A 20,663-nucleotide genomic window follows, 5' to 3' on the forward strand; every position below is an offset into this window, starting at 1 on the left:
CCGGGTCACCGCGGGAGCGGCAGCCAGTCCAGGACGTCCCGGATCCGGGCGTCCCAGTAGGACCACTCGTGCCCGCCGGGCCCGTCGTGGCCGGTCACGTCGATCCCGGCGGCGCGGGCGTGCCGGGTGAACCGCTCCGCGTGCGGGTGCAGCGGGTCCTCGGTGCCCGCGCAGACGTACAGCGGGGGAGCGGCCGCGGGCAGACGGTCGACCAGCGTGAACAGGTCGTCGCCGGTGCCCGTCACCGGGTCCCCGCCGAAGATCCGGTCCCAGATCCGCGGGTCCTCCTCCCGCGGCGGGCCCTGGATCAGCGCGCCGATGTCCAGCACCCCCGACAGCGACGCGGCGGCGCCGAACCGGCCGGGATCGCGCAGCGCCCAGCCCAGCGCGCCGTAGCCGCCCATCGACAGGCCCGCCACGAACGTCCGGTCCGGGTCGCCGGACACCCGGAAGAACCGGCCGACCAGCTCGGGGAGCTCCTGCTCGATCCACGTCCGGTACCGGCCGCCGTAGGCCTGGTCGGTGTAGAAGCTGCGGTGCACCTGCGGCATGACGACGGCCAGCCCGAGCTCGTCGGCGTAGCGCTCGATCGCGGTGTAGCGGGTCCACGCCGTGTCGTCGTCGGACAGTCCGTGCAGCAGGTAGAGCACCGGGGGCGGCGCGCCGGGATCGCGGACGCCGGCGCCGATCCGGGTGCGCGACGGCTGCGGCAGCAGGACGGTGATCGACGTGGCCAGCCCGAGGGAGTCGGCGACGACGTCGCAGCGCAGCCGGGCCACTACGTGCCGGCCGCCGGGGCCGGGGCCGGCCCGCGCAGGAGATCCACGGGCGGTGATCCTCGCCGGGGACGCGCGGCGCGGTCAAGGAACCCGGCTGCGCGACGGCACCGGCGCGGGGGAGGATCGGTGGTGCCATGAGCCACGTCCTGATGTCCACCGTCGCCGCGCACGGCCACGTCCACCCCAACCTGCCGGTGATGGCGGAGCTGGTCGCCCGCGGGCACCGCGTCACCTACCCGGTCCCGGAGCGTTTCGCCGACGCGGTCTCCGCCACCGGCGCGACCGCGCTGCGGATCCGCACCGACCTGCCCGACCCGGCCCGCGGTGAGCAGTGGCCCGAGGGCGGGGTCGAGGCGATGCGGCTGTTCTCCGGCGAGGCCCGCTCCGCCTACGAGCAGATCGCCGACGCGCTGCAGTACGAGCACCCCGACGTCGTCTGCTACGACGGCAGCGGATGGGCGGGGCACGCGCTCTCCCGGGTGTGGGGGCTGCCCCGGGTGGAGCTCGCCCCGCACATGGTCGCCTGGGACGGGTTCTCCGAGGACATGGCCGACGCCTTCGCGTTCCTCGACGCCCCCGAGGGACTGGCGTGGCGCGCCGAGCTGGACGCCTGGCTGGCCGAGGTCGGCGCCGGCGTCGGGAACCGGGAGTTCCTGCGCCGCCCGGACCGGTCGGTCGTGCTGATCCCGGAGGCCATGCAGCCGCACGCGGACCGCGTCGACCGGGAGCGCTACACCTTCGTCGGCCCGGTCATCGGCGACCGCTCGCACCAGGGGCTCTGGCCGAAGCCGCGGAACCCGCTGCTGCTGGTCTCGCTCGGCTCCGCCTACAACGACCGGCCACGGTTCTGGCGGGACTGCATCGCGGCGATGCACGGGACCGGGTGGGCGACGGTGCTCGCGACCGGCCCGCACGTCGACCGCGCCGACCTCGGCGAGATCCCCGGCGACGTCGTCGTCCGGGAGTGGGTGCCGCAGCTCGCGGTGCTCGCGCAGGCGTCGGCGTTCGTGACGCACGCCGGGATGGGCGGCTGCTCGGAGGGGCTCTGGCACGGCGTCCCGATGGTCGCCGTGCCGCAGGCCGTCGACCAGTTCGGCAACGCGGACGTGATCGCCGGGCTCGGCGTCGGCGAGCACCTGCCCGTCGGCGAGGTCACCCCGGAGAGCCTGCGGGAGGCGGTGCTGCGGGTGTCGTCGTCGGAGGACGTGGCACGGCGCTGCGCCGAGCAGAAGGCCGTCGCCCGGGCCGCGGGCGGCGCGGCGCAGGCGGCCGACGTGATCGAGTCGCTGCTGCCCCGGGCGCGCTGCGCCGGCTGCACCGGTGGCCTCTGCGGCCGTTGACGGCAACCCCGCTCATCCGATCGTGTCGCTGCCCGGCGTGGTGATTGTGAGCTGAGCGTTGCGAATGGCAACGTCGCCGCTCTCGGTCGGGGGACGGGCACCGGGTGCCCGGAGAGGTGGGGTCGGTGCGCAGGACGCTCGTGTCACTCGTCGTCGCGATGGGGGTGGCCGTCGGCACCGCCACGTCCGCGGTCGCGGCCCCGGCGGCCCCGGCCGCACCGGCCATCGCGTGGGGCCCGTGCAGCACCCCGTCCCTGACGACGGCCGGCGCCGAGTGCGGCTTCCTGACCGTCCCGCTCGACCACGCCGACCCCGGCGGGGAGACGGTCCAGCTCGCGGTCTCCCGGGTCCGGCACACCGTGCCGCAGGACCGCTACCAGGGCGTCGTCCTCGTGAACCCGGGCGGACCCGGTGGGCCCGGGGTCGGGCTGAGCCGGCTCGGCTCGGCCGTCCCGAAGGACGCGGGCGCGGCCTACGACTGGATCGGCTTCGACCCGCGCGGCGTCGGCGAGAGCAGGCCCGCCCTCAGCTGCGATCCCGGCTACGGCGGCTACGCCCGCCCCGACTACCGCCCCGAGCACGGCGCCGAGGCGGCCTGGCTGCCCCGGGTGAAGGCGTACGCCCGGGCCTGCGCCGAGAAGGGCGGGGAGCTGCTGGAGCATCTGCGCACCGAGGACACGGTGCGTGACATGGACCTCCTCCGGCAGGCACTCGGCGCCGAACAGATCAACTACTACGGCTTCTCCTACGGCACGTACCTCGGGCAGGTCTACGCGAGCACGTTCCCGGACCGGGTCCGCCGGATGGTGCTCGACGGCGTCATCGACCCGCGGGACTGGTGGTACCAGGGCAACCTCAACCAGGACGTCGCGTTCGAGCGCAACATCGGCGCGTTCTTCGACTGGGTCGCGAAGAACGACGCCACCTACCACCTCGGCGCCACCGGCGACGCCGTCGAGAAGCGGTACTACGACCTGCGCGAGCAGTTCCGGACGAGGCCGGCCGGCGGGCGGATCGGCTCGTCGGAGTGGACCGACATCTTCCTGCGCGCCGGGTACAACGTCGGGGAGTACACGACGGTCGCCGAGGCGTTCGTCGCAGGCACCCGTGGCGACGCCGCGGCCCTCACCGCCGCCTTCGGGCAGGCCGGGTCGCCGACCGACGACAACAACTACGCCGTCTACCTCGCCACCCAGTGCACCGACGCCCCGTTCCCGCAGGACTGGGACACCTGGCGGCGCGACAACACGGAGACCGACGCGACGGCGCCGTTCGAGACCTGGGGCAACGCCTGGTACAACGCGCCCTGCCGGGACTGGCCGGTGCCGCCCGGACCGGCCGCGACGGTCGAGGGGACCCTCGACCAGGGACCGCTGCTGATCTCCGAGACCTACGACGGCGCCACCCCGTACGAGGGTGCGCTGCAGGCGCGCCGGACGTTCCCCGGGGCGTCGCTGATCGAGGGCGTCGGCGGGCACACCCACTCGGCGTCGCTGTCCGGGGTGTCGTGTGTGGACGACCGGGTGGCCGACTACCTGCTCACCGGTGCCCTGCCGGACCGGGTGGCGGGGGACCGGTCGGACGTGCAGTGCCCGGCCGTGGCACCGCCGGACCCGGGGGCGGGACCCGCCGGGGGCTGACGCCGGCCCGGAGCCCCGGGTCCGTGGCCGCGCGGCGCCACCGGATCACCCGCATCCTGGACCGATGCGACGACGGCGCGCGACGTGACGGGCGGACTCGACCCGATCGACGACGTCCTCGTCCCGGCCGGGGCCCTGCTGACCCTCGTCACGACCGTCGGCACCGTCCACTGGCTCAAGGGCAAGCGCCGCATCGCCCTGCTCGCACCGCTGTCGGTCGTCTCGGTGATCGGCATCGCCGGCGTCGCACGGGTCGCGAAGCCGGACTCGCCGTGGGCGCGCTGGCGCTACTCGGCGGACCGGCTCGGCCAGGCGCGGATCCGGTACGGCGGCACCGCGGACGACACCCCGGCACACCGCTGGGAACCACCCGCCACCGCGGCGTTCGGCGTCGTCCTCGCCGGGATCGTGGCCGGGGTGCCGTTCGGTGCGGTGACCTCCCTGGTGGGCGGGGTGATCCTCGCGCACGCGCTGCTGGCGTCGGCCGGGCGGCCGGCGTCCCTCACGGTCTGCACGGCGACGGCCGGGGCGGCCGCCGCCGGCGAGGTGGTGACGGTGCTGCTGGCGCGGGGGAGCGTCCCCGGGGCGGCGACGACACTCGTCGTCGCCGCCGGGGTCGCCCTGCTGCACCTCAGGCGAAGTGCACGTACTCGTACTCGAACGGCTTCCCGTTGATCCCGTTCGACGGCGGCGCGATCCAGCCGGCGATCTTCCCGGGCTCGTAGACGGGCCGCATCAGGTTCTGGACGTGCGTGCGGTCGGCGTCCGTCGGCAGCCAGCCGTCCTTGCGGGCCTCCCACGCGTCCGAGCTGACGAGGTCGCCCTTCGGCGTCACGTGGTGCCCGGAGAACAGCCCGACCTCGCGGTTGAAGCCGACGTGCGGCAGGTACACGCGCCCGTCGAAGCCGTTCTTCTCGAGGATCCGGTTCCAGCGCTTCAGCCCGGACCGGCAGTCCTTCACGTACTCGTTGCGCAGGTCCAGGTTCAGCGCGAGCAGGGCCGGGACCTGATCGGTGACCACCGCGCCGTCGTGCACCTGCTCCATGTCGTAGCCGTCATCGGTGAGCAGGTGGTCGTCGTGGCGGCGCTCTTCCTGCCAGCGGCCCTTGAGCCCGGCGGTGAAGTAGTTGGCCGCGTTCGTCGACTGCTCGGACCCGAACAGGTCCAGCGACACCGAGTAGTGGAAGTTGATGTACTTCTGGATCACGTCCAGCGGGACGCCGCCGTGCGGGGCGATGTCGGCGGTGTCGTGCTCGCGCATCAGCTCGCAGGTCCGCTGGATCACGCGGTCGATGCCGGTGGTGCCCACGAACATGTGGTGGGCCTCCTCCTTGAGCATGAACTCGCAGGTCCGCGACAGCGGGTCGAACGCCGACTCCTTCAGCGTACCGAGCTGGTACTTGCCGTCCCGGTCGGTGAAGTAGGTGAACATGTAGAAGCTGAGCCAGTCCGGCGTCTCCTCGTTGAACGCGCCGAGGATCCGCGGGCTGTCCAGGTCGCCGGAGTTGCGGTGCAGCAGCGCCTCCGCCTCCTCGCGGCCGTTGCGGCCGAAGTAGGCGTGCAGCAGGTACACCATCGCCCAGAGGTGCCGGCCCTCCTCGACGTTGACCTGGAACAGGTTCCGCAGGTCGTAGAGGCTGGGCGCGGTCTCCCCGAGGCGGCGCTGCTGCTCCACCGACGCCGGCTCGGTGTCGCCCTGGATGACGATCAGCCGCTGCAGGTCGGCGCGGTACTCGCCGGGCACCTGCTGCCACACCGGCTCGCCGCGGTTCTCGCCGAACGCGATCCGCCGGTCGTCCCCGCGCTCGGCGAGGAACACGCCCCAGCGGTACTCCTCCATCGCGACGTGGCCGAACTGCGCCCAGCCCTCCTTGCCGACGTCGACGGCGGTGCGCAGGTAGACGTCCTGGGTCGGCACGGCCGGGCCCATCGTCTTCCACCAGTTGATGAAGTTCGGCTGCCACGACTCCAGCGCCCGCTGCAGCTTCCGGTCGCCGTCGAGGTCGACGTTGTTCGGGATCTTCTCGGTGTAGTCGATCGACATTGCTTCACACCCGCTTGCGGTCGAAGTCGGCCCTGCGGCCCGTCCCGTACTTGCGCAGTGCGCCCTCCGGTCCGGAGGCGTTCGGGCGCACGAAGATCCAGTTCTGCCAGGCGGTGAGCCGTCCGAAGATGCGGCTCTCCATCGTCTCCGGCCCGACGAAGCGGTGGTTGGCCTCCATCCCCGTCAGGGCGTCGGGGGACAGCGAGGCCCGCTCCTCGAGCATGATCCGGACCTCGTCGTCCCAGTCGATGTCGTCCGGGGCATCGGTGACCAGGCCGAGCTCCAGCGCCTCGCGCGCCTCGATCCGCCGGCCCACCTCCTGCCGGAGCTTGGCGACGTGGTCGTCGTCGCCGTGGAACCGCGAGCCCAGCCGGGTCACGCCGTTGCCCATCGGGAACGTCCCGAAGTTCGACGCCGTGAGCATGATCTGGGCCTCGTCCTGCTGCTCCGAGTCGTCCTCGTCGAGCGTGCCGTCCAGCATGTACTGCCGGTCGCAGGCCAGGGCCAGCTCCAGCAGCGCCCCGGCGAAGCAGGAGCCGGGCTCGATCAGCGCGATCAGCGAGCGCGAGGTCACGTCGAGCCGCTTGAGGGTGCGCTTGAAGTAGTGCCGGATCTCGTTGACCAGCCAGTCCGACGACGAGTGCTCCTCGATGACCTTCTCGAAGGCCAGCGCGTCCTCGACGTCGCCGCGGGTCCGGACGATCCAGGTGCCCAGCTCCAGCTCGTTGCTGCGCAGCCGGAGGACCAGGTCGTCGAGCTGGCGGGTCACGGCCAGCGGCCAGAAGTCCGCGCCCAGCTCGTAGACCCGCTCCAGCGACGACGGCACGCCGCCGTCCGGCCCGTCGACGGTGATCTCGACCAGCCCGCGGTCGCGGTCGAACTCCGCGCGGACGTGCGGGTAGAAGATCCCCTCGTCGTTCTCGGTGCGCTGCAGCGGCGGCAGCTCGATCCCCGCGCCGCCGGGCAGCCGGGACGACGCCGCGGCGGCCGCGTCGGCCCGCTCCCGGACCGTCTCGTCCCACTTCCGCTTCGGGATCACCTCGTCGACGAGCTTCCACTCGACGGCCTGCTTCCCGCCGAAGCCCTCGGACCTGGTGGCGAAGACGTCGGCGCGGTCCTTGCGGACCTTCCGCTTGTCGGTGACCCGGGTCAGGCCGCCGGTGCCGGGCAGCACGCCGAGCAGCGGGACCTCGGGCAGCGCGACCGTCGACGAGTTGTCGTCGATCAGCAGGATGTCCTCGCAGGCCAGTGCCATCTCGTAGCCGCCACCGGCGGCGGTGCCGTTGAGGGCGGCGATCCAGCGCTGGCCGGAGTGCTCGGTGGCGTCCTCGATGCCGTTGCGGGTCTCGTTGGTGAACTTGCAGAAGTTCACCTTCCACGGGTGCGGCGCCCCGGCGAGCATCCGGATGTTCGCCCCGGCGCAGAAGTTGCGGTCGCGTCCACTGGTCAGCACCACGGCCTTCACGCCGGGGTGGGTGAAGCGGAGCCGCTGGGTGATGTCGTAGAGCTCGATGTCGACGCCGAGGTCGTACGAGTTCATCTTCAGCTCGTAGCCGGGGACGAGACCGCCGTCCTCGTCGACGTCGAGCTTCACCCGGGCGACGGCCGGGTTCTCCGGGTCGATCTCCAGCTGCCAGTGCCGGTACGTCGACGGGTCCCGGTCGAAGTCGACGGCGGGGGACCCGGCATCGGTGGTGGGGCCGGCATCGCTCATGGGACGGGCGCCTCCTCGCGTCGTCGCGGTGGCTCAAAGGCTACAACAAGACGACGCGACGACGGAAGTGTGTGGAGTGTCGCCTCAGCCCGAGTTCTGCACGACCCCCGCGGGGACCTGCTTGCGCAGCTCGCCGACGTCGTTGCGGACGAACCCGTGCCCGGCCAGCCACTCGGTGACCTGCTCGGGATCGGGGTGACCGTGCGGCACGACGTTGTAGATGTAGTGGAGCCTGCGACGTCCCGCCTCGGCCTCCAGGTGGGCGAGGACGAACGCGCCGACCCCACCGCCCCGGGCGTCCGGGCGGACCAGGACGAGGATCTCCGCGTCGCCCCAGGACCCGTCGAGGCGGCCGTAGCCGAGGGTCCGGCCCGCACCGTCCTCGACCCGCCACCACTCGTCGCCCAGCGGGTCGCCGGACTCCGGGCGGCCCAGCCCGAACAGTGCGGGATCCAGGCCCCCCAGCACCTGCCGCTTGCGGTCGTCCCAGCTCGCCGGGGTCTCCGCGACCCATGCCCAGGTGTCCACTCCGGCCTCCTCGCTCCTCGGGTGACGGGTGCCGTCTGCGAGTGAACCCGCCCGACCGGGATCGGGCCAGGGATCGTCGCTGATTGCGACACCTCGGACCTCAGACGACCGTCGGCGCTTCGGTCTGCTGCCCGCTCACCCCGGGGAGCCCGGACGCCTGCTCGCGCAGCCGGTACCGCTGGATCTTCCCGGTGGGGGTCTTGGGCAGCTCCGTCACCGCGACGACGACCCGGGGACGCTTGAACGACGCCAGCCCGTCCCGGCAGAACGCGACGAGCTCGTCGGAGCTCGGGGCGGCCGCGGCGTCGCGCGGCACGACGAACGCGACCGGCTTGTCGAGCCCGTCGGCGTCCGGCACCCCGACGACGACCGCCTCGGCCAGCCCGGGGTGCTCCAGCAGCCGGGTCTCCACCTCGCCGGGGGAGACCCAGATGCCGCCGACCTTGAGGACGTCGTCGGCGCGGCCCAGGCAGGTCCAGGACCCGTCGGCGTTGCGGACGTACTGGTCGCCCGTGCGCATCCAGCGGCCCTGGAACACCAGCCGGTTCACCTCGGTGCGGCACCAGTAGCCGGTGCAGACCGAGTCGCCGGCGACGAAGAGCATCCCCTGCTCGCCCGGCTCGGTGATCACGCTGCCGTCCGGGCGGCGGAGCTCCACCTCGTAGCCGGGCACCGGGAACCCGGAGCTGCCGGGCACGACCTCGCCGGGCCGGTTGGAGATGAAGATGTGCAGGGCCTCGGTGGACCCGATGCCGTCCAGCACCTCGAAGCCGTAGCGGTCGCGGACGCCGTGGAACATCCGGGCCGGGAGTGCCTCCCCGGCCGAGGCGCCCCGGCGCACGGTGGCGAACCGTTCCGGGGGCAGGTCGGCGGCGATCATCGGGCCCCAGAAGCTGGGGACGGCGAAGAACAGCGTCGCCCGGTGCTCCTCGGCGAGCCGCGAGTACAGCTCCGGGGCCGGCCGCGAGGGCTCCAGCACCGCGCAGGCGCCCACCGACAGCGGGAAGAACATCGAGTTGCCGATGCCGTAGGCGAAGAACAGCTTCGCTACCGACAGGCAGACGTCGTCGCGCCGGATGCCGAGCACCTGGGTCCCGTAGGTCTCGCCGGCGAACCGGATGTCGCTGTGCCGGTGCATCGCGCCCTTGGGCCGCCCGGTGGTGCCCGAGGTGTAGAGCCACAGCGCCTGCGACTCCGCCCAGGTCGGGGCGGGCTCCGGCATCGGCTCGCCGGCGGCGAGCAGCTCGTCCCAGGTCAGCGAGGCGACCCCGGGCGGCGTCGCCGGCGCCGCCGGGCCGGTGGTGACGACGCGCTCCAGGTCCGGGGCCCCGGCCGTGGCCTCGGCGAGCTGCGCGGCGAACGCCTCGCCGCCGATGACCGTCGTCGCGCGGGAGTCCCGCACGAGGACGGCGAGCTCGCGACCGGTGAGCATGGTCGAGCTCGGGACCGCGACGGCACCGGCCCACATGGTGCCGAGGATCGCGGTGAAGAGCTCGACGTCGTCGGGCATCACCATCAGGACCCGCTGCTCGGGACGCACGCCCACGGCGCGCAGCGCCCCGGCCACCGCGCGGACGCGGTCGGTCAGCCCGGCGTAGGTGAGCGCACCGCCGGGGAACCGGACGGCGGTGCGGTCGCCGTCGCCCGCGGCGACCCGCGCGGACGTGAGGTGGGCGGCGGCGTTGAAGGCGTCCGCGCTGCCGCGGGGCGCCGGGATCGGGGTGGAACGGGCGGGCTCGTCGGCGTTGACGACATCGGCCATGGTGGGTGGCTCCTGTGCCGGTTCGGGAGTCTGTGATGCTACACACATCGGACGTGCCGTCAACGGTTCGTAGATCGACGCCGGTGCGTTCCCGGCGCCCGTGTGGTGAGCTGATCGGCAGTCGACACCAGGAGGTCGCCGCGGTGACAGCGTTGTCCCCAGTCCCCAGTCCCCAGTCCCCAGTCCCCAGTCCCCAGTCCCCAGTCCCCAGTCCCCAGTCCCCAGTCCCCAGTCCCCTCGTCCCCGCAGGTCACGCCGGCCGCGGGTGCGTCACCGGTACCGCTCGTCGGGCTCGACCGGCAGCGCGAGGTGCTCACGGTCGCCCTCGCGACCGGCCGCCACGTCGTGCTGGAGGGCCCGCCGGGCACCGGCAAGTCGACGCTGCTGCACGCGATCGCGCGCGAGTCCGGCCGCCGGACGGTGTTCGTGGAGGGCAACGCCGAGCTGACCCCGGCCCGGCTCGTCGGCGCCTTCGACCCGGCCCAGGTCCTCACCGACGGCTACGGCCCCGCCGCGTTCGTCGACGGGCCGCTGCTCACCGCGCTGCGCGGTGACGGCGACTCCGGGCTCCTCTACCTCGAGGAGATGAACCGGATCCCCGAGGAGACGCTGAACGTCCTGATCACGGTCCTCACCGAGGGCGAGATCACCGTGCCCCGGCTGGGCACGGTCCCCGCCGGGCCCGGCTTCCGGCTGATCGCGGCGATGAACCCGTTCGACGCCGTCGGCACCGCCCGGGTCAGCCAGGCCATCGCCGACCGGATGTGCCGGGTCGTCCTCGGCTACCAGCCGGAGGCCGCCGAGCGGCGGATCACCGGCGCCGTGACCGGGCGCGACCCGGCGGCCGTCGCGCTGGCGGTGGCGCTGACCCGGCGCACCCGCGAGCACCGCGACGTCCGCACCGGCTCCTCGGTGCGGGGCGCGATCGACCTCGCGCACGTCGTCGACGGGCTGGCCGCGATGCGCGGCGAGGACCCCACCGGCCGGGACACCGCGCGCGACGCCATGCACGCGGCGCTCTCCGGCCGGATCCGCGTCGCCGACGGCGTCGACCGGACCCCGGAGGCGGTGCTCGATGAGATCCTCGACGACGTCTGGCCGCCCGACGCCGAGTCCCCACCCGAGCCGCCCGCACCCGGCGACGAGGAGAACCCTCCCGCGGACGGCGGTGAGGGTCCGGGAAAAGCCGGGAGTCCGGCCCCCGCTGACGGGGCGCCGGACACCTCGCGCCGGGGCCGGCCAGCGCGCGGGCCCCGCACGCTGGGCCGCGACGAGCTCGCGTCCCGGCACGAGGGCTTCGCCGCGGTCTCGCCGGAGCTCGGCGAGCTCGACGACGCCGCGTTCGACGACGCGCTCGCCGCCGACCCTGAGGCCGCCGCGGCGTTGCTCGCCGATCTCGCGGTCGCCACCGACGCGCAGCTGCGGGCCCGGGCCCGGCGCCTGGCCGGGCGGGTGTTCCTGCGGCTGGGCCGGGTCGGGCCCGCCCGGTCGCGCGGCACCCGGAGGCTCGGGCCCCGGCCCGGCGGGCAGGGCGACCTCGACCTCGACCGGACGCTCGACGGCTGGCAGCCGGGCCCGCACGCGCGCCGTCCGGGACCGGCCGACGTCGTCACCCGGGACTGGACGGCGCACCGCAGGGCCGTGGTGCTGGCCGTCGACGTCTCCGGGTCGATGCAGGGCGACGCGGTGGCGCTCGCCGCCGTCGCCGCCGCGGGCGTGGTGCTGGCCTGCACGAGTGGCGGGACCGCGGGCGGGCCGCAGGACCCCGGCGTGCTCGTCTTCGGCTCGGAGGTGCGGACGCTCGCCACGCAGGGCGTGCCCCGTCCGGCCGACGACCTCGTCGGCGAGCTGGTCGCCGTCCGGGGCCACGGGGTCACCGACGTCGCGGCCGCGCTGCGGGCCGCGTCGGTGCAGCTCGCCGGGGCGGTCGCCGAGGAGCGCACCGTCGTGCTGCTGTCGGACTGCCTGCACACCAGCGGCGACGACCCGCTCACCGCGCTCGCCGGGATCGACCGGCTGCACGTGCTGCTGCCGCAGCCCGGCGACCCCGACCCGGCGGCGCTGCGGGCGGCCGGGGCGCTCGCCGCCCGCGGCGGGGGCGTGCACACCACCGTGTCACGGCTGGCGGAGGTCGGTCCGGCGCTGACCCGGATCCTGGGCTGAGCCGGACCGAGGAGCCGCCCGCGGCGCGGCACGACGGCTGCGTAGTGTCGCCCGCCGTGGGGACCCTCGTCAGCTTTCACGCCCATCCCGACGACGAGTCGATCGGCACCGCCGGCACGCTCGCCAAGGCCGCCGCGCTCGGACACCGTGTCGTGCTCGTGTTCGCCACCCGCGGCGAGCTCGGCGAGCCGGTGCCCGGGGTGCTCGCCGACGGCGAGCAGCTCCCGGTGCGCCGCTCCGCGGAGTGTCACGAGTCCGCCCGCGTGCTCGGCGTCGCGCGCGTCGAGTTCCTCGGCTACGTCGACTCCGGGATGATGGGCGACCCGACGAACGACGCGCCGTACTGCTTCTGGCAGGCGTCGGTGGAGCACGCCGCCCGGCGCCTCGCGCTGATCTGCGAGGAGGAGGAGGCGGACGTCCTCACCACCTACGACGACAACGGCGGCTACGGCCACCCCGACCACATCCAGGTGCACCGGGTCGGCGCCCGTGCCGGCGAGCTCGCCGGTGTCCCGGTGGTCGCGCAGAACACCACCAACCGGGACTGGCTGATGCGCGGGATGCGGGGCCTCCAGAAGGAGCGCGGCGGCGACTGGCAGATGCCCGAGCTCCCCGACGACGGCTCGTTCGGCAAGCCCGAGTCGGAGATCACACACCGGGTGGAGGCCGTCGAGTACGCCGAGACCAAGCGCGCCTCGATGCGGGCGCACGCCAGCCAGATGGGCCCGGACCACTTCATGCTGACCATGCCCGAGCCGGTGTTCGCGATGGGCCTGGGCACCGAGTTCTACATCGTCGACGTGCAGCCGAACCCGGCCTCCGCGCCGGACGTCTGGACCGACGTGTTCGAGCCGCTGCGCTAGCGGGCGGCCACCCGGTCCCAGCTGCGCATGAGCACCCCGTGCGCGGGGCGTTCGAGGAGCCGGGTCAGCAGCCAGCCGAGCAGTACCGCGACGACCAGCATCGCCGCGGACTGCAGCAGCGGCCCCACGCCGACGTCCTGGAGCCGGCGCATCACCACGTAGCCGACGGTCTGGTGCATCAGGTAGACGCCGTAGGAGATGCCGGCGAGCCTGCGGAAGGCGGTCGCGAGCGGCGCCGGTATCCAGCCGCCGGGGCGGGGGAGCCGGGCGACGAGCGCGACCAGCGCGATGCCGACGCACACGAGTGCCGCGGCGACCGCGTCGATGTGGTCGAGATCGACCCGCAGCACCCCGTCCGGGCCGGGCATGAGGCCGTGCACGAACTGCGCGAGCCCGCAGAACGCCAGCAGTGCGAGCGCGTGCCCGTTGCCCATCCGCCGGGTCGACCACAGCCAGACGGCGATCCCGGCGACGAACAGGTGCAGCCGGTGGAACCCGAAGCCGTCGACGATCATCCGGTACCACTCGGGCGGGTCGGCCGGGTCGCCCGGCCGGGCCCGCAGCGGCCAGAGCAGCAGCGGGACGAGCACCATCGTCCACAGCAGCACCCGCAGCCGCGGGCCGAAGCCCCACCGGGTCGTGCTGAGCACCGCCGCGGCGGTGAAGGCCATCAGCTGCAGGGGCAGCGTCCAGAAGGCCGGGTCGAGCCACGGGTACCGGACCGTGTCCCAGTTCCCCAGCATCAGCCAGTTGACGACGACCTCGCGCGCGTCGGGCGAGGCCCAGTCCTCGGGGGAGAGGAAGCGCAGCGCCACCCAGGCCACCGGGACGGCGACGAGGAAGGCCGGCAGCAGCCGCGCCACCCGGCCCCACCAGTAGCTGGCCCGGGGAGTGCTTGCCGAGGGTGGCGCACGCGAAGTAGGCGGAGACGACCAGCAGCAGGCTCGCGCCGACCTGGTGGTCGAAGGAGAGCCGGCGGGGGATGAGCTCCGGATGGAGCACCGGTCCGAGGTGCGTGGCGTGGTAGAGCACCACCAGCAGGACGAACCCGCTGCGCAGCACGTCCCAGCCGGGTTCCCGCCGCCGGGACCCCGGCCGGCCGGGCTCTGGAGGAGTCGGCACGACCACCCCGACACGGTAAGCGCGGCACCCTCCGCGCCCTCCCACGCCCCCGAAGGAGGCCCTGACTGCGCGCCCGGGGGGTGTCGGTTCTACCCTTCGTAGAGCACAATCGGCGCGCGACGCGCGAACGGTCGGGGGACCCCGGGTGGATCTTCACCGACCGGACGGGCGGCACTCGCCGGTCGGGAAGTAAGGTCCTCCCGTCCGCGAGGACGTGCTCAGGTCAGGCAAGTGCATGGAGGCCCAGGTGACAGCGGTCGAGCCCAAGCCGATCTTGACGCGCCCGTATCCGGCGCGCCGGGAGGGCAAGGGATCCACGTTCCTCAGGATGCTGAGGACGACGGATCCGAAGGACATCGCGATCCTGTACCTCTGCACGTCGTTCGCGTTCTTCGCGGTCGGCGGCGTGATGGCGCTGCTGATCCGCGCCGAGCTCGCGCGACCGGAGCTGCAGTTCCTGTCCACCGAGCAGTACAACCAGCTGTTCACGATGCACGGCACGATCATGCTGCTGCTGTTCGCGACGCCGATGCTGTTCGGCTTCGCCAACTACATCGTGCCGCTGCAGATCGGCGCGCCCGACGTGGCGTTCCCCCGGTTGAACTCGTTCTCGTACTGGCTCTACCTGTTCGGCGGGATCATCGTCGTCTCCGGGTTCCTGACCCCGGGCGGCGCCGCGGACTTCGGCTGGTTCGCCTACACCCCGCTGTCCGACGCGATCCGCTCGCCGGGCGTCGGTGGCGACCTGTGGATCATGGGCCTGGTCGTCTCCGGCCTGGGCACGATCCTGGGTGGCGTCAACTTCATCACCACGATCGTCTGCATGCGCGCGCCGGGCATGACGATGTTCCGGCTGCCGATCTTCACCTGGAACATCTTCATCACCGCGCTGCTGATCCTGATCGCGTTCCCGATCCTGACCGCGGCCCTGCTGGGCCTGGCCGCGGACCGGCACCTCGGTGCGAACGTGTTCAACCCGGAGCACGGCGGTGTGGTGCTCTGGCAGCACCTGTTCTGGTTCTTCGGCCATCCCGAGGTCTACATCGTCGCGCTGCCGTTCTTCGGCATCGTGTCGGAGATCTTCCCGGTCTTCTCGCGCAAGCCGCTGTTCGGCTACAAGGGCCTCGTCTTCGCGACGATCGCGATCGCGGCGCTGTCGGTCGCGGTGTGGGCGCACCACATGTACGCCACCGGCGCGGTCATGCTGGCGTTCTTCTCCTTCACCACGTTCCTGATCGCGATCCCGACGGGCGTCAAGTTCGTCAACTGGATCGGGACCCTGTGGAAGGGCAAGATCACCCACGAGACGCCGATGCTGTTCTCGGTCGGCTTCCTCGTCACGTTCCTCTTCGGTGGCCTGACCGGCATCCTGCTCGCGATGCCGCCGGTGGACTTCCACGTGTCGGACACGTACTTCGTCGTCGCGCACTTCCACTACGTGCTCTACGGCACGATCGTGTTCGCGACGTTCGGCGGGATCTACTTCTGGTTCCCGAAGATGACCGGGCGGTTCCTCGACGAGACCCTCGGCAAGATCCACTTCTGGCTGACCTTCGTCGGGTTCCACCTGACGTTCCTGGTGCAGCACTGGCTGGGCAACGAGGGCTACCCGCGCCGGTACGCCGACTACCTGCCGATGGACGGCTTCACGACACTGAACATGATCTCCTCGATCGGTGCGTTCGTGCTCGGTGCGTCGACGCTGCCGTTCTTCTACAACGTGTTCAAGAGCTACCGGTTCGGTCGCGTCGTGCAGTCGGACGACCCGTGGGGCTTCGGCAACTCGCTGGAGTGGGCGACCTCCTGCCCGCCGCCGCGGCACAACTTCACCGAGCTGCCCCGGATCCGGTCCGAGCGGCCGGCGTTCGACCTGCACTACCCGCACCTGGTCGAGAAGGCGCGCGCCGAGGCGCACGTCGGTGGCCGGGCACACCCGACGGAGGTGCTGGCCAAGGAGGTCGGCAAGGAGTCCTGGCCGGACGACGATCCCAAGTCCAACTGAGGTGGCGGTAGCCGCTCCCGGTCCGGCCCCGTCCACCGTGCTCGTCACGGTGACCGGGCCGGACCGTCCGGGTGTCAGCTCCGTCCTCTTCGCCGCCCTCACCGCCGCCGGTGTCGAGCTCCTCGACCTGGAGCAGGTGGTCGTCAACGGGCGGCTGACCCTCGGGGCGCTCGTCGTCCCGCAGGGTGATCCCGAGGACCTGCAGGAGTCCGTGGGCGAGGCCATGGACTCGATCGACATGTCGGTCCACATCGAGATCCAGCGCGACGGGCGCACCGATCCCCGTCCGCAGCCGACCCACGTCGTCACGGTGCTCGGGCGGCCGATCACCGCCCGCGCGTTCGGCGCGATCGCGGCCGAGCTGGCCGCGGTGGGCGCGAACATCGACGCCATCCGCCGGGTCGCCGACTACCCCGTCACCGGGCTGGAGCTGCTGGTCTCCCCGGTCCCGGACGGCGACGCCGACTCCTACCCGCCCGGCACGCTGCGCAAGCGCCTGGTCGAGGTCGCCCGGTCGGCCGGTGTGGACGTCGCCGTCGCGCGGGCCGGCCTCGCCCGCCGCAGCAAGCGGCTGATCGTCTTCGACGTCGACTCCACCCTCATCCAGGGCGAGATCATCGAGATGCTGGCCGCGCGGGCCGGGGCGGACGTCGAGGCCGAGGTCCGCCGGGTCACCGAGGAGGCGATGGCCGGGAACCTGGACTTCGCCGAGTCGCTCGCGGCGCGGGTCTCGGCCCTGAAGGGGCTGCCCGCCTCGGTCGTCGACGAGGTCGCGGCCGAGATCGAGCTCACCCCGGGCGCGCGGACGACGATCCGCACGCTGAAGCGCCTCGGCTACCGCTGCGGCGTCGTGTCCGGCGGGTTCACCCAGGTGATCGCCGGCCTGGCCGACGAGCTCAAGCTCGACTTCGTCGCCGCGAACGAGCTGGAGATCGTCGACGGCAGGCTGACCGGCCGGGTCACCGGCGAGGTCGTCGACCGGCCCGGCAAGGCGGTCGCGCTGCGCCGGTTCGCCGAGGCCCACGAGATCCCGATCGGGCAGTCGGTCGCGGTCGGCGACGGCGCCAACGACATCGACATGCTCTCCACCGCCGGGCTCGGCGTCGCGTTCAACGCCAAGCAGGCGCTGCGCGACGTCGCGGACACCTCGGTGACGGTGCCCTACCTCGACGTCGTGCTGTTCGTCCTGGGGATCACCCGCGACGAGGTGGAGGCCGCGGACGCCGAGGAGGGCGTGCTGCGGCGGGTCCCGATCGCGTGAGCGACGTGGTCGGTGACCCCGTCCTCGGTCTGCTCGCCGAGCGCTACGGCACCGGAGCACGCCGCCGGGAGATCCCGCCCGAGCCGGACGGCGTCGTCCGCGCCATGCCGGTGGTCCTGCGCATCGAACGCGACCCGCTCCCGGGCCGTACCCCGCTCCTGGAGGCGGCCGCGACCGCCGCGGTGGCGGTGTGCCTGGACCCGCGGGCCCAGCCGGGTGGCGAGTGGCACGACGCCGTCGAGACCTGGATCGACGGCCGCATCCGCAAGATCGCCCGCCGGGCGCGTGGGGCGCACTGGCGGGCGGTGCAGGACCTGCCCGGCGTGACCGTCGAGGTCGGCGGAGCGGAGGCCCGGGCGTTGCTCCCCGGCCCGGTCGACGACGTCCCGAAGACCGTCTCCCGGCTCCAGATCGGGGGGACCGAGCTGGAGCCGGACGACCCCGGTGCACCGCCCGCGGACACGCCCCTGGTGCTGCTGAACCCGCACGTGGAGATGTCCGTCGGCAAGGCGGCGGCCCAGGTGGGGCACGCCACGATGATCCTCGGAGCCGTCGGCGGCTGGCCGGTCGCCGAGGAGCCGGGCGTGCCCCGGTGCGCCGTGCGGACCCCCCGCCCCGCCGACTGGGAGCGGTACCGCACGGCGCTGGAGCGGGGCGAGCCCGGACTCGTCGCGGTCCGGGACGCCGGGTTCACCGAGGTCGCCCCGGGCACGGTCACGTGCCTCGGGGTCGAGCACCCGGGCTGACTCAGACCGTCGCCGCCAGCTGGACGTCGACGTTGCCGCGGGTGGCCTTCGAGTACGGGCACACCTGGTGCGCGGCCTCGACGAGCGCGTCGGCGTCGGCCTGGTCGAGGCCCGGCAGGTTCGCGGTGATCTGCGCCGAGACGGCGAAGCTGGTGTCGTCCGGGGCGAGGCTCACCTGCGCGGTGACGGTGGCGCCGTCCGGGACCGCCACCTTCTTCTTCCCCGCGACGAGGCGCAGCGCACCGTGGAAGCAACTCGCGTACGCGGCGGCGAACAGCTGCTCGGGGTTGGTCGCGCCACCGGGGCCGCCGAGGCCGGGGGGCATCTTCAGGTCCTGGTCGATGAAGCCGTCATCGGTGCGGATCCGGCCGTCCCGGCCACCGCCCGACGAGATCGCCTCGGTCGTGTACACCGCGTCCGCCATGCTCTGCTCCTCGTGTCGTGGTTTCGATTGCGCACAACCTAACGCGGGGACCCGGGGCGCGCAGCACGGCGTCGTCGGCGGCGTTGCGTAGTGACACGGACCGTGTCGAGAGCGGCGAATATCGGGGCGACACCGTAGTGCTTGTGTGACCCACATAACCCGCAAAGAGGTCTCTCATTACGGAGAGTATGAACTACCCCCGTGAATTGTCACCGCCCCCGGTGTATCCCCCCACCCCGCCGGGTCTCGGGGGAGCCGGCCGGGACGTGTGGGTCGCGGCGGCCGAGAGCCCGCAGTTCGAGGAGCTCCGCGGCCGCCTGCTGCGATTCGTCCTCCCCGCGACGGCCGGGTTCCTGCTCTGGTTCTTCGTCTTCATCGGGCTCAACGCCTGGGCCCCCGGGCTGATGGGCACCAAGGTCGTCGGGGACCTCACGCTGGTGCTGGTGCTGGCCGTCGCCCAGTTCGTCTCGACCTTCGCGCTCACCGCCGCCTACGTCCGGTACGCGAACCGCCGGCTCGACCCGCTCGCCGACGAGATCCGCGGCCGGCTCGAGGGGGTCCGCACGTGAGCGGGGCGATCCTCGCCGCGGCGGTGCCCGCACCGGGGGACCCGGTGCTGAACATGGCCGTGTTCACCGCGTTCATCCTGTTCGCCTTCGTCCTCGTGATGCGGGTCCGGCGACGGTCGGGGGTGGCGACCTCGGACTACTACACCGCCGGGAGCCGGTTCTCCGGGACGGAGAACGGGCTCGCCCTGTCCGGCGACTTCCTCTCGGCCGCGACGTTCCTGGGCATCGTCGGCGCGGTCGCCGTCGCCGGCCCGGATGGGTACATCTACGCGGTGGTGGCCTTCGTGGCCTGGCTGGTGGCGCTGTTCTTCGTCGCCGAGCTGCTGCGCAACACCGGCCGCTACACGATGGCCGACGTCCTGGGGTACCGGTTGCGGAAGCGGCCGGTCCGGGCCGCGGCAGCCACCTCGGCGGTGGTGATCTCGACGCTCTACCTGCTCGGGCAGCTCGCCGGCGCGGGCGGTCTGATCGCGCTGCTGCTCAACGTCACCGACCGCGCCGCCCAGTCCGCGGTGATCGCCGGCGTCGGTGCGGTCGTGATCGGCTACGTCCTGGTCGGCGGCATGGCCGGCGCGACCTGGATCCAGATCGTGAAGGCCTGCCTGCTGCTCGTCACCGGCCTGGTGATGGCGGCGTTCGTGCTCGGAGCCTCCGGCCTGAGCCTGCCCGCCCTGCTCACGTCGGCGGTCGAGAACCACCCCGGCGGCGAGGCGGTCCTGCAGCCCGGGCTGCTCTACGGCGGCAGCCTCACCGCGAACCTCGACCTGCTGTCACTGGCGCTCGGGGGAGTGCTCGGGGTGGCCGGGCTCCCGCACATCATGATGCGCTTCTACACGGCTCCCGACGCCCGTCAGGCCCGGCGGTCCGTGGTGTCGGCGATCTGGATCATCGGCACGTTCTTCCTGCTGGTGCTCGTCCTCGGCTACGGCGCCACCGCGCTGGTGGGCCCGCAGGCGATCCTGGCCGCGCCCGGCGGCGTCAACTCGGCCGCGCCGCTGCTGGCGCTGCAGATCGGCGGGCCGGTGCTGCTCGCGCTGGTCTCGGCGGTGGCGTTCGCGACGATCCTCGCCGTCGTCGCCGGACTCATGATCACCGCGGCCGCGGCGTTCGCGCACGACGTCTACGCGCAGCTGATCCGCAACGGCAAGGCCACCGCCGAGGAGGAGGTCCGGGTCGCGCGCCGGGTCACGCTGGTCATCGGCCTGGTCGGCATCGCGGGCGGGATCCTCGCCAACGGCCAGAACATCGCGTTCCTGGCGGCCCTGACGTTCGCCATGGCCGCGTCGGCGAACCTGCCGACCCTGCTGTACTCACTGTTCTGGAAGCGGTTCACCACCACCGGCGCGGTGTGGAGTATCTACGGGGGACTCACGGTCACCCTGACCCTGATCGTCTTCTCGCCCGCGGTGTCGGGCACGCCGGGATCGATGCTGCCCGATCTCGACTTCGCGTGGTTCCCGCTGAGCAACCCGGGCCTGGTCTCCGTACCGGCGGGCTTCCTGCTGGGCTATCTCGGCTCGGTGCTGGGAGCCGAGCGGCCCGACGCCGCGGGCTTCGCGCAGATGTCGGTCCGGGCGCTGACCGGGGCCGGGGTGCAGCGCGCGGTGACCGGCGACGCCGCCTCCCCGCCCCCGCTCGGACGGCACCGCCCCGGTGCACCCGGCCGGGACCCGGTGGCGCAGCGCGGCCACCCGGAACCGGCGGGG

16 protein-coding genes and 2 pseudogenes are annotated in these 20,663 nt (G+C 73.1%); 11 read left to right on the top strand and 7 right to left on the bottom strand.

Annotated features, from left to right (window positions below):
* Positions 1–5: 5 nt before the first annotated feature.
* Positions 6–779: an alpha/beta hydrolase family protein gene (locus Ae150APs1_RS21545; protein ID WP_010225261.1), complete on the bottom strand. Its 774-nt coding sequence runs from the start codon at positions 777–779 to the stop codon at positions 6–8.
* Between the two features lie 134 nt (positions 780–913).
* On the opposite strand from Ae150APs1_RS21545, the gene Ae150APs1_RS21550 reads away from it, so the two are divergent.
* From Ae150APs1_RS21550 to Ae150APs1_RS21560, 3 genes are all read left to right on the top strand, one after another.
* Positions 914–2,119 (top strand): macrolide family glycosyltransferase, encoded by a 1,206-nt coding sequence (locus Ae150APs1_RS21550; RefSeq protein WP_075299921.1) that lies wholly within the window; start codon positions 914–916, stop codon positions 2,117–2,119.
* 125 nt (positions 2,120–2,244) lie between these two features.
* Entirely contained in the window at positions 2,245–3,759 is a 1,515-nt protein-coding gene (locus Ae150APs1_RS21555; RefSeq protein ID WP_249266420.1) for an alpha/beta hydrolase, read from the top strand.
* Between the two features lie 84 nt (positions 3,760–3,843).
* A complete protein-coding gene (locus tag Ae150APs1_RS21560; protein ID WP_075299925.1) occupies positions 3,844–4,434 on the top strand; it encodes a hypothetical protein in 591 nt (196 codons plus the stop codon).
* On the opposite strand, the gene boxB is transcribed toward Ae150APs1_RS21560, so the two are convergent.
* From boxB to Ae150APs1_RS21580, 4 genes are all read right to left on the bottom strand, one after another.
* Positions 4,391–5,803, bottom strand: a complete 1,413-nt coding sequence (gene boxB, locus Ae150APs1_RS21565; RefSeq protein ID WP_075299927.1) for a benzoyl-CoA 2,3-epoxidase subunit BoxB — start codon at positions 5,801–5,803, stop codon at positions 4,391–4,393. The two genes, Ae150APs1_RS21560 and boxB, sit on opposite strands and share 44 nt — an antisense overlap.
* Positions 5,804–5,807: 4 nt before the next feature.
* Entirely contained in the window at positions 5,808–7,517 is a 1,710-nt protein-coding gene (gene boxC / locus Ae150APs1_RS21570) for a 2,3-epoxybenzoyl-CoA dihydrolase (RefSeq protein ID WP_075299929.1), read from the bottom strand.
* Between the two features lie 84 nt (positions 7,518–7,601).
* Positions 7,602–8,045: a GNAT family N-acetyltransferase gene (locus Ae150APs1_RS21575; protein WP_010225249.1), complete on the bottom strand. Its 444-nt coding sequence runs from the start codon at positions 8,043–8,045 to the stop codon at positions 7,602–7,604.
* A 100-nt stretch (positions 8,046–8,145) separates the two neighbouring features.
* Positions 8,146–9,807: a benzoate-CoA ligase family protein gene (locus tag Ae150APs1_RS21580; protein ID WP_083680282.1), complete on the bottom strand. Its 1,662-nt coding sequence runs from the start codon at positions 9,805–9,807 to the stop codon at positions 8,146–8,148.
* Positions 9,808–10,098: 291 nt separating this feature from the next.
* On the opposite strand from Ae150APs1_RS21580, the pseudogene Ae150APs1_RS34700 reads away from it, so the two are divergent.
* The 3 genes and pseudogenes from Ae150APs1_RS34700 to Ae150APs1_RS21590 all read left to right on the top strand — a co-directional run.
* A pseudogene (locus Ae150APs1_RS34700) lies at positions 10,099–10,560 on the top strand (MoxR family ATPase); the annotation flags it as partial.
* A gap of 9 nt (positions 10,561–10,569) precedes the next feature.
* Positions 10,570–11,970, top strand: coding sequence for a VWA domain-containing protein (locus Ae150APs1_RS32210; RefSeq protein WP_349289914.1), 1,401 nt, complete (start codon positions 10,570–10,572; stop codon positions 11,968–11,970).
* A 56-nt stretch (positions 11,971–12,026) separates the two neighbouring features.
* Positions 12,027–12,833 carry a PIG-L family deacetylase gene (locus Ae150APs1_RS21590; protein ID WP_010231632.1) on the top strand — a complete coding sequence of 269 codons (807 nt, stop codon included), beginning with the start codon at positions 12,027–12,029 and terminating at the stop codon, positions 12,831–12,833.
* Here the strand turns inward: Ae150APs1_RS21590 and Ae150APs1_RS21595 are convergent.
* Positions 12,830–13,696 (bottom strand): acyltransferase family protein, encoded by an 867-nt coding sequence (locus tag Ae150APs1_RS21595; RefSeq protein ID WP_249266422.1) that lies wholly within the window; start codon positions 13,694–13,696, stop codon positions 12,830–12,832. The two genes, Ae150APs1_RS21590 and Ae150APs1_RS21595, sit on opposite strands and share 4 nt — an antisense overlap.
* A gap of 506 nt (positions 13,697–14,202) precedes the next feature.
* Between Ae150APs1_RS21595 and ctaD the strand changes: the two genes are divergently transcribed.
* Genes ctaD through Ae150APs1_RS21610 form a run of 3 tightly spaced genes read left to right on the top strand, consistent with a single transcriptional unit; the run spans position 14,203 to position 17,964 of the window.
* Positions 14,203–15,957, top strand: a complete 1,755-nt coding sequence (gene ctaD, locus Ae150APs1_RS21600; RefSeq protein ID WP_075302392.1) for a cytochrome c oxidase subunit I — start codon at positions 14,203–14,205, stop codon at positions 15,955–15,957.
* A 37-nt stretch (positions 15,958–15,994) separates the two neighbouring features.
* Positions 15,995–17,218, top strand: a complete 1,224-nt coding sequence (gene serB / locus Ae150APs1_RS21605) for a phosphoserine phosphatase SerB (RefSeq protein WP_083680459.1) — start codon at positions 15,995–15,997, stop codon at positions 17,216–17,218.
* Complete coding sequence (locus tag Ae150APs1_RS21610; protein ID WP_075299933.1) at positions 17,215–17,964, top strand: peptidyl-tRNA hydrolase; 750 nt, start codon at positions 17,215–17,217, stop codon at positions 17,962–17,964. The genes serB and Ae150APs1_RS21610 overlap by 4 nt, the downstream gene beginning before the upstream one ends.
* Before the next feature lies 1 nt (position 17,965).
* Here the strand turns inward: Ae150APs1_RS21610 and Ae150APs1_RS21615 are convergent, their stop codons facing one another.
* Positions 17,966–18,388, bottom strand: a complete 423-nt coding sequence (locus Ae150APs1_RS21615) for an organic hydroperoxide resistance protein (protein WP_075299934.1) — start codon at positions 18,386–18,388, stop codon at positions 17,966–17,968.
* Between the two features lie 221 nt (positions 18,389–18,609).
* Between Ae150APs1_RS21615 and Ae150APs1_RS21620 the strand changes: the two genes are divergently transcribed.
* Both Ae150APs1_RS21620 and Ae150APs1_RS21625 read left to right on the top strand, forming a co-directional pair.
* Positions 18,610–18,957, top strand: coding sequence for a DUF485 domain-containing protein (locus Ae150APs1_RS21620; RefSeq protein WP_050802386.1), 348 nt, complete (start codon positions 18,610–18,612; stop codon positions 18,955–18,957).
* 53 nt (positions 18,958–19,010) lie between these two features.
* Positions 19,011–20,564 (top strand): annotated as a pseudogene (locus tag Ae150APs1_RS21625) (cation acetate symporter); the annotation flags it as partial.
* Positions 20,565–20,663: the final 99 nt, after the last annotated feature.

This window comes from Pseudonocardia sp. Ae150A_Ps1, from assembly GCF_001932315.1.
In the GTDB taxonomy this organism is placed as follows: domain Bacteria; phylum Actinomycetota; class Actinomycetes; order Mycobacteriales; family Pseudonocardiaceae; genus Pseudonocardia.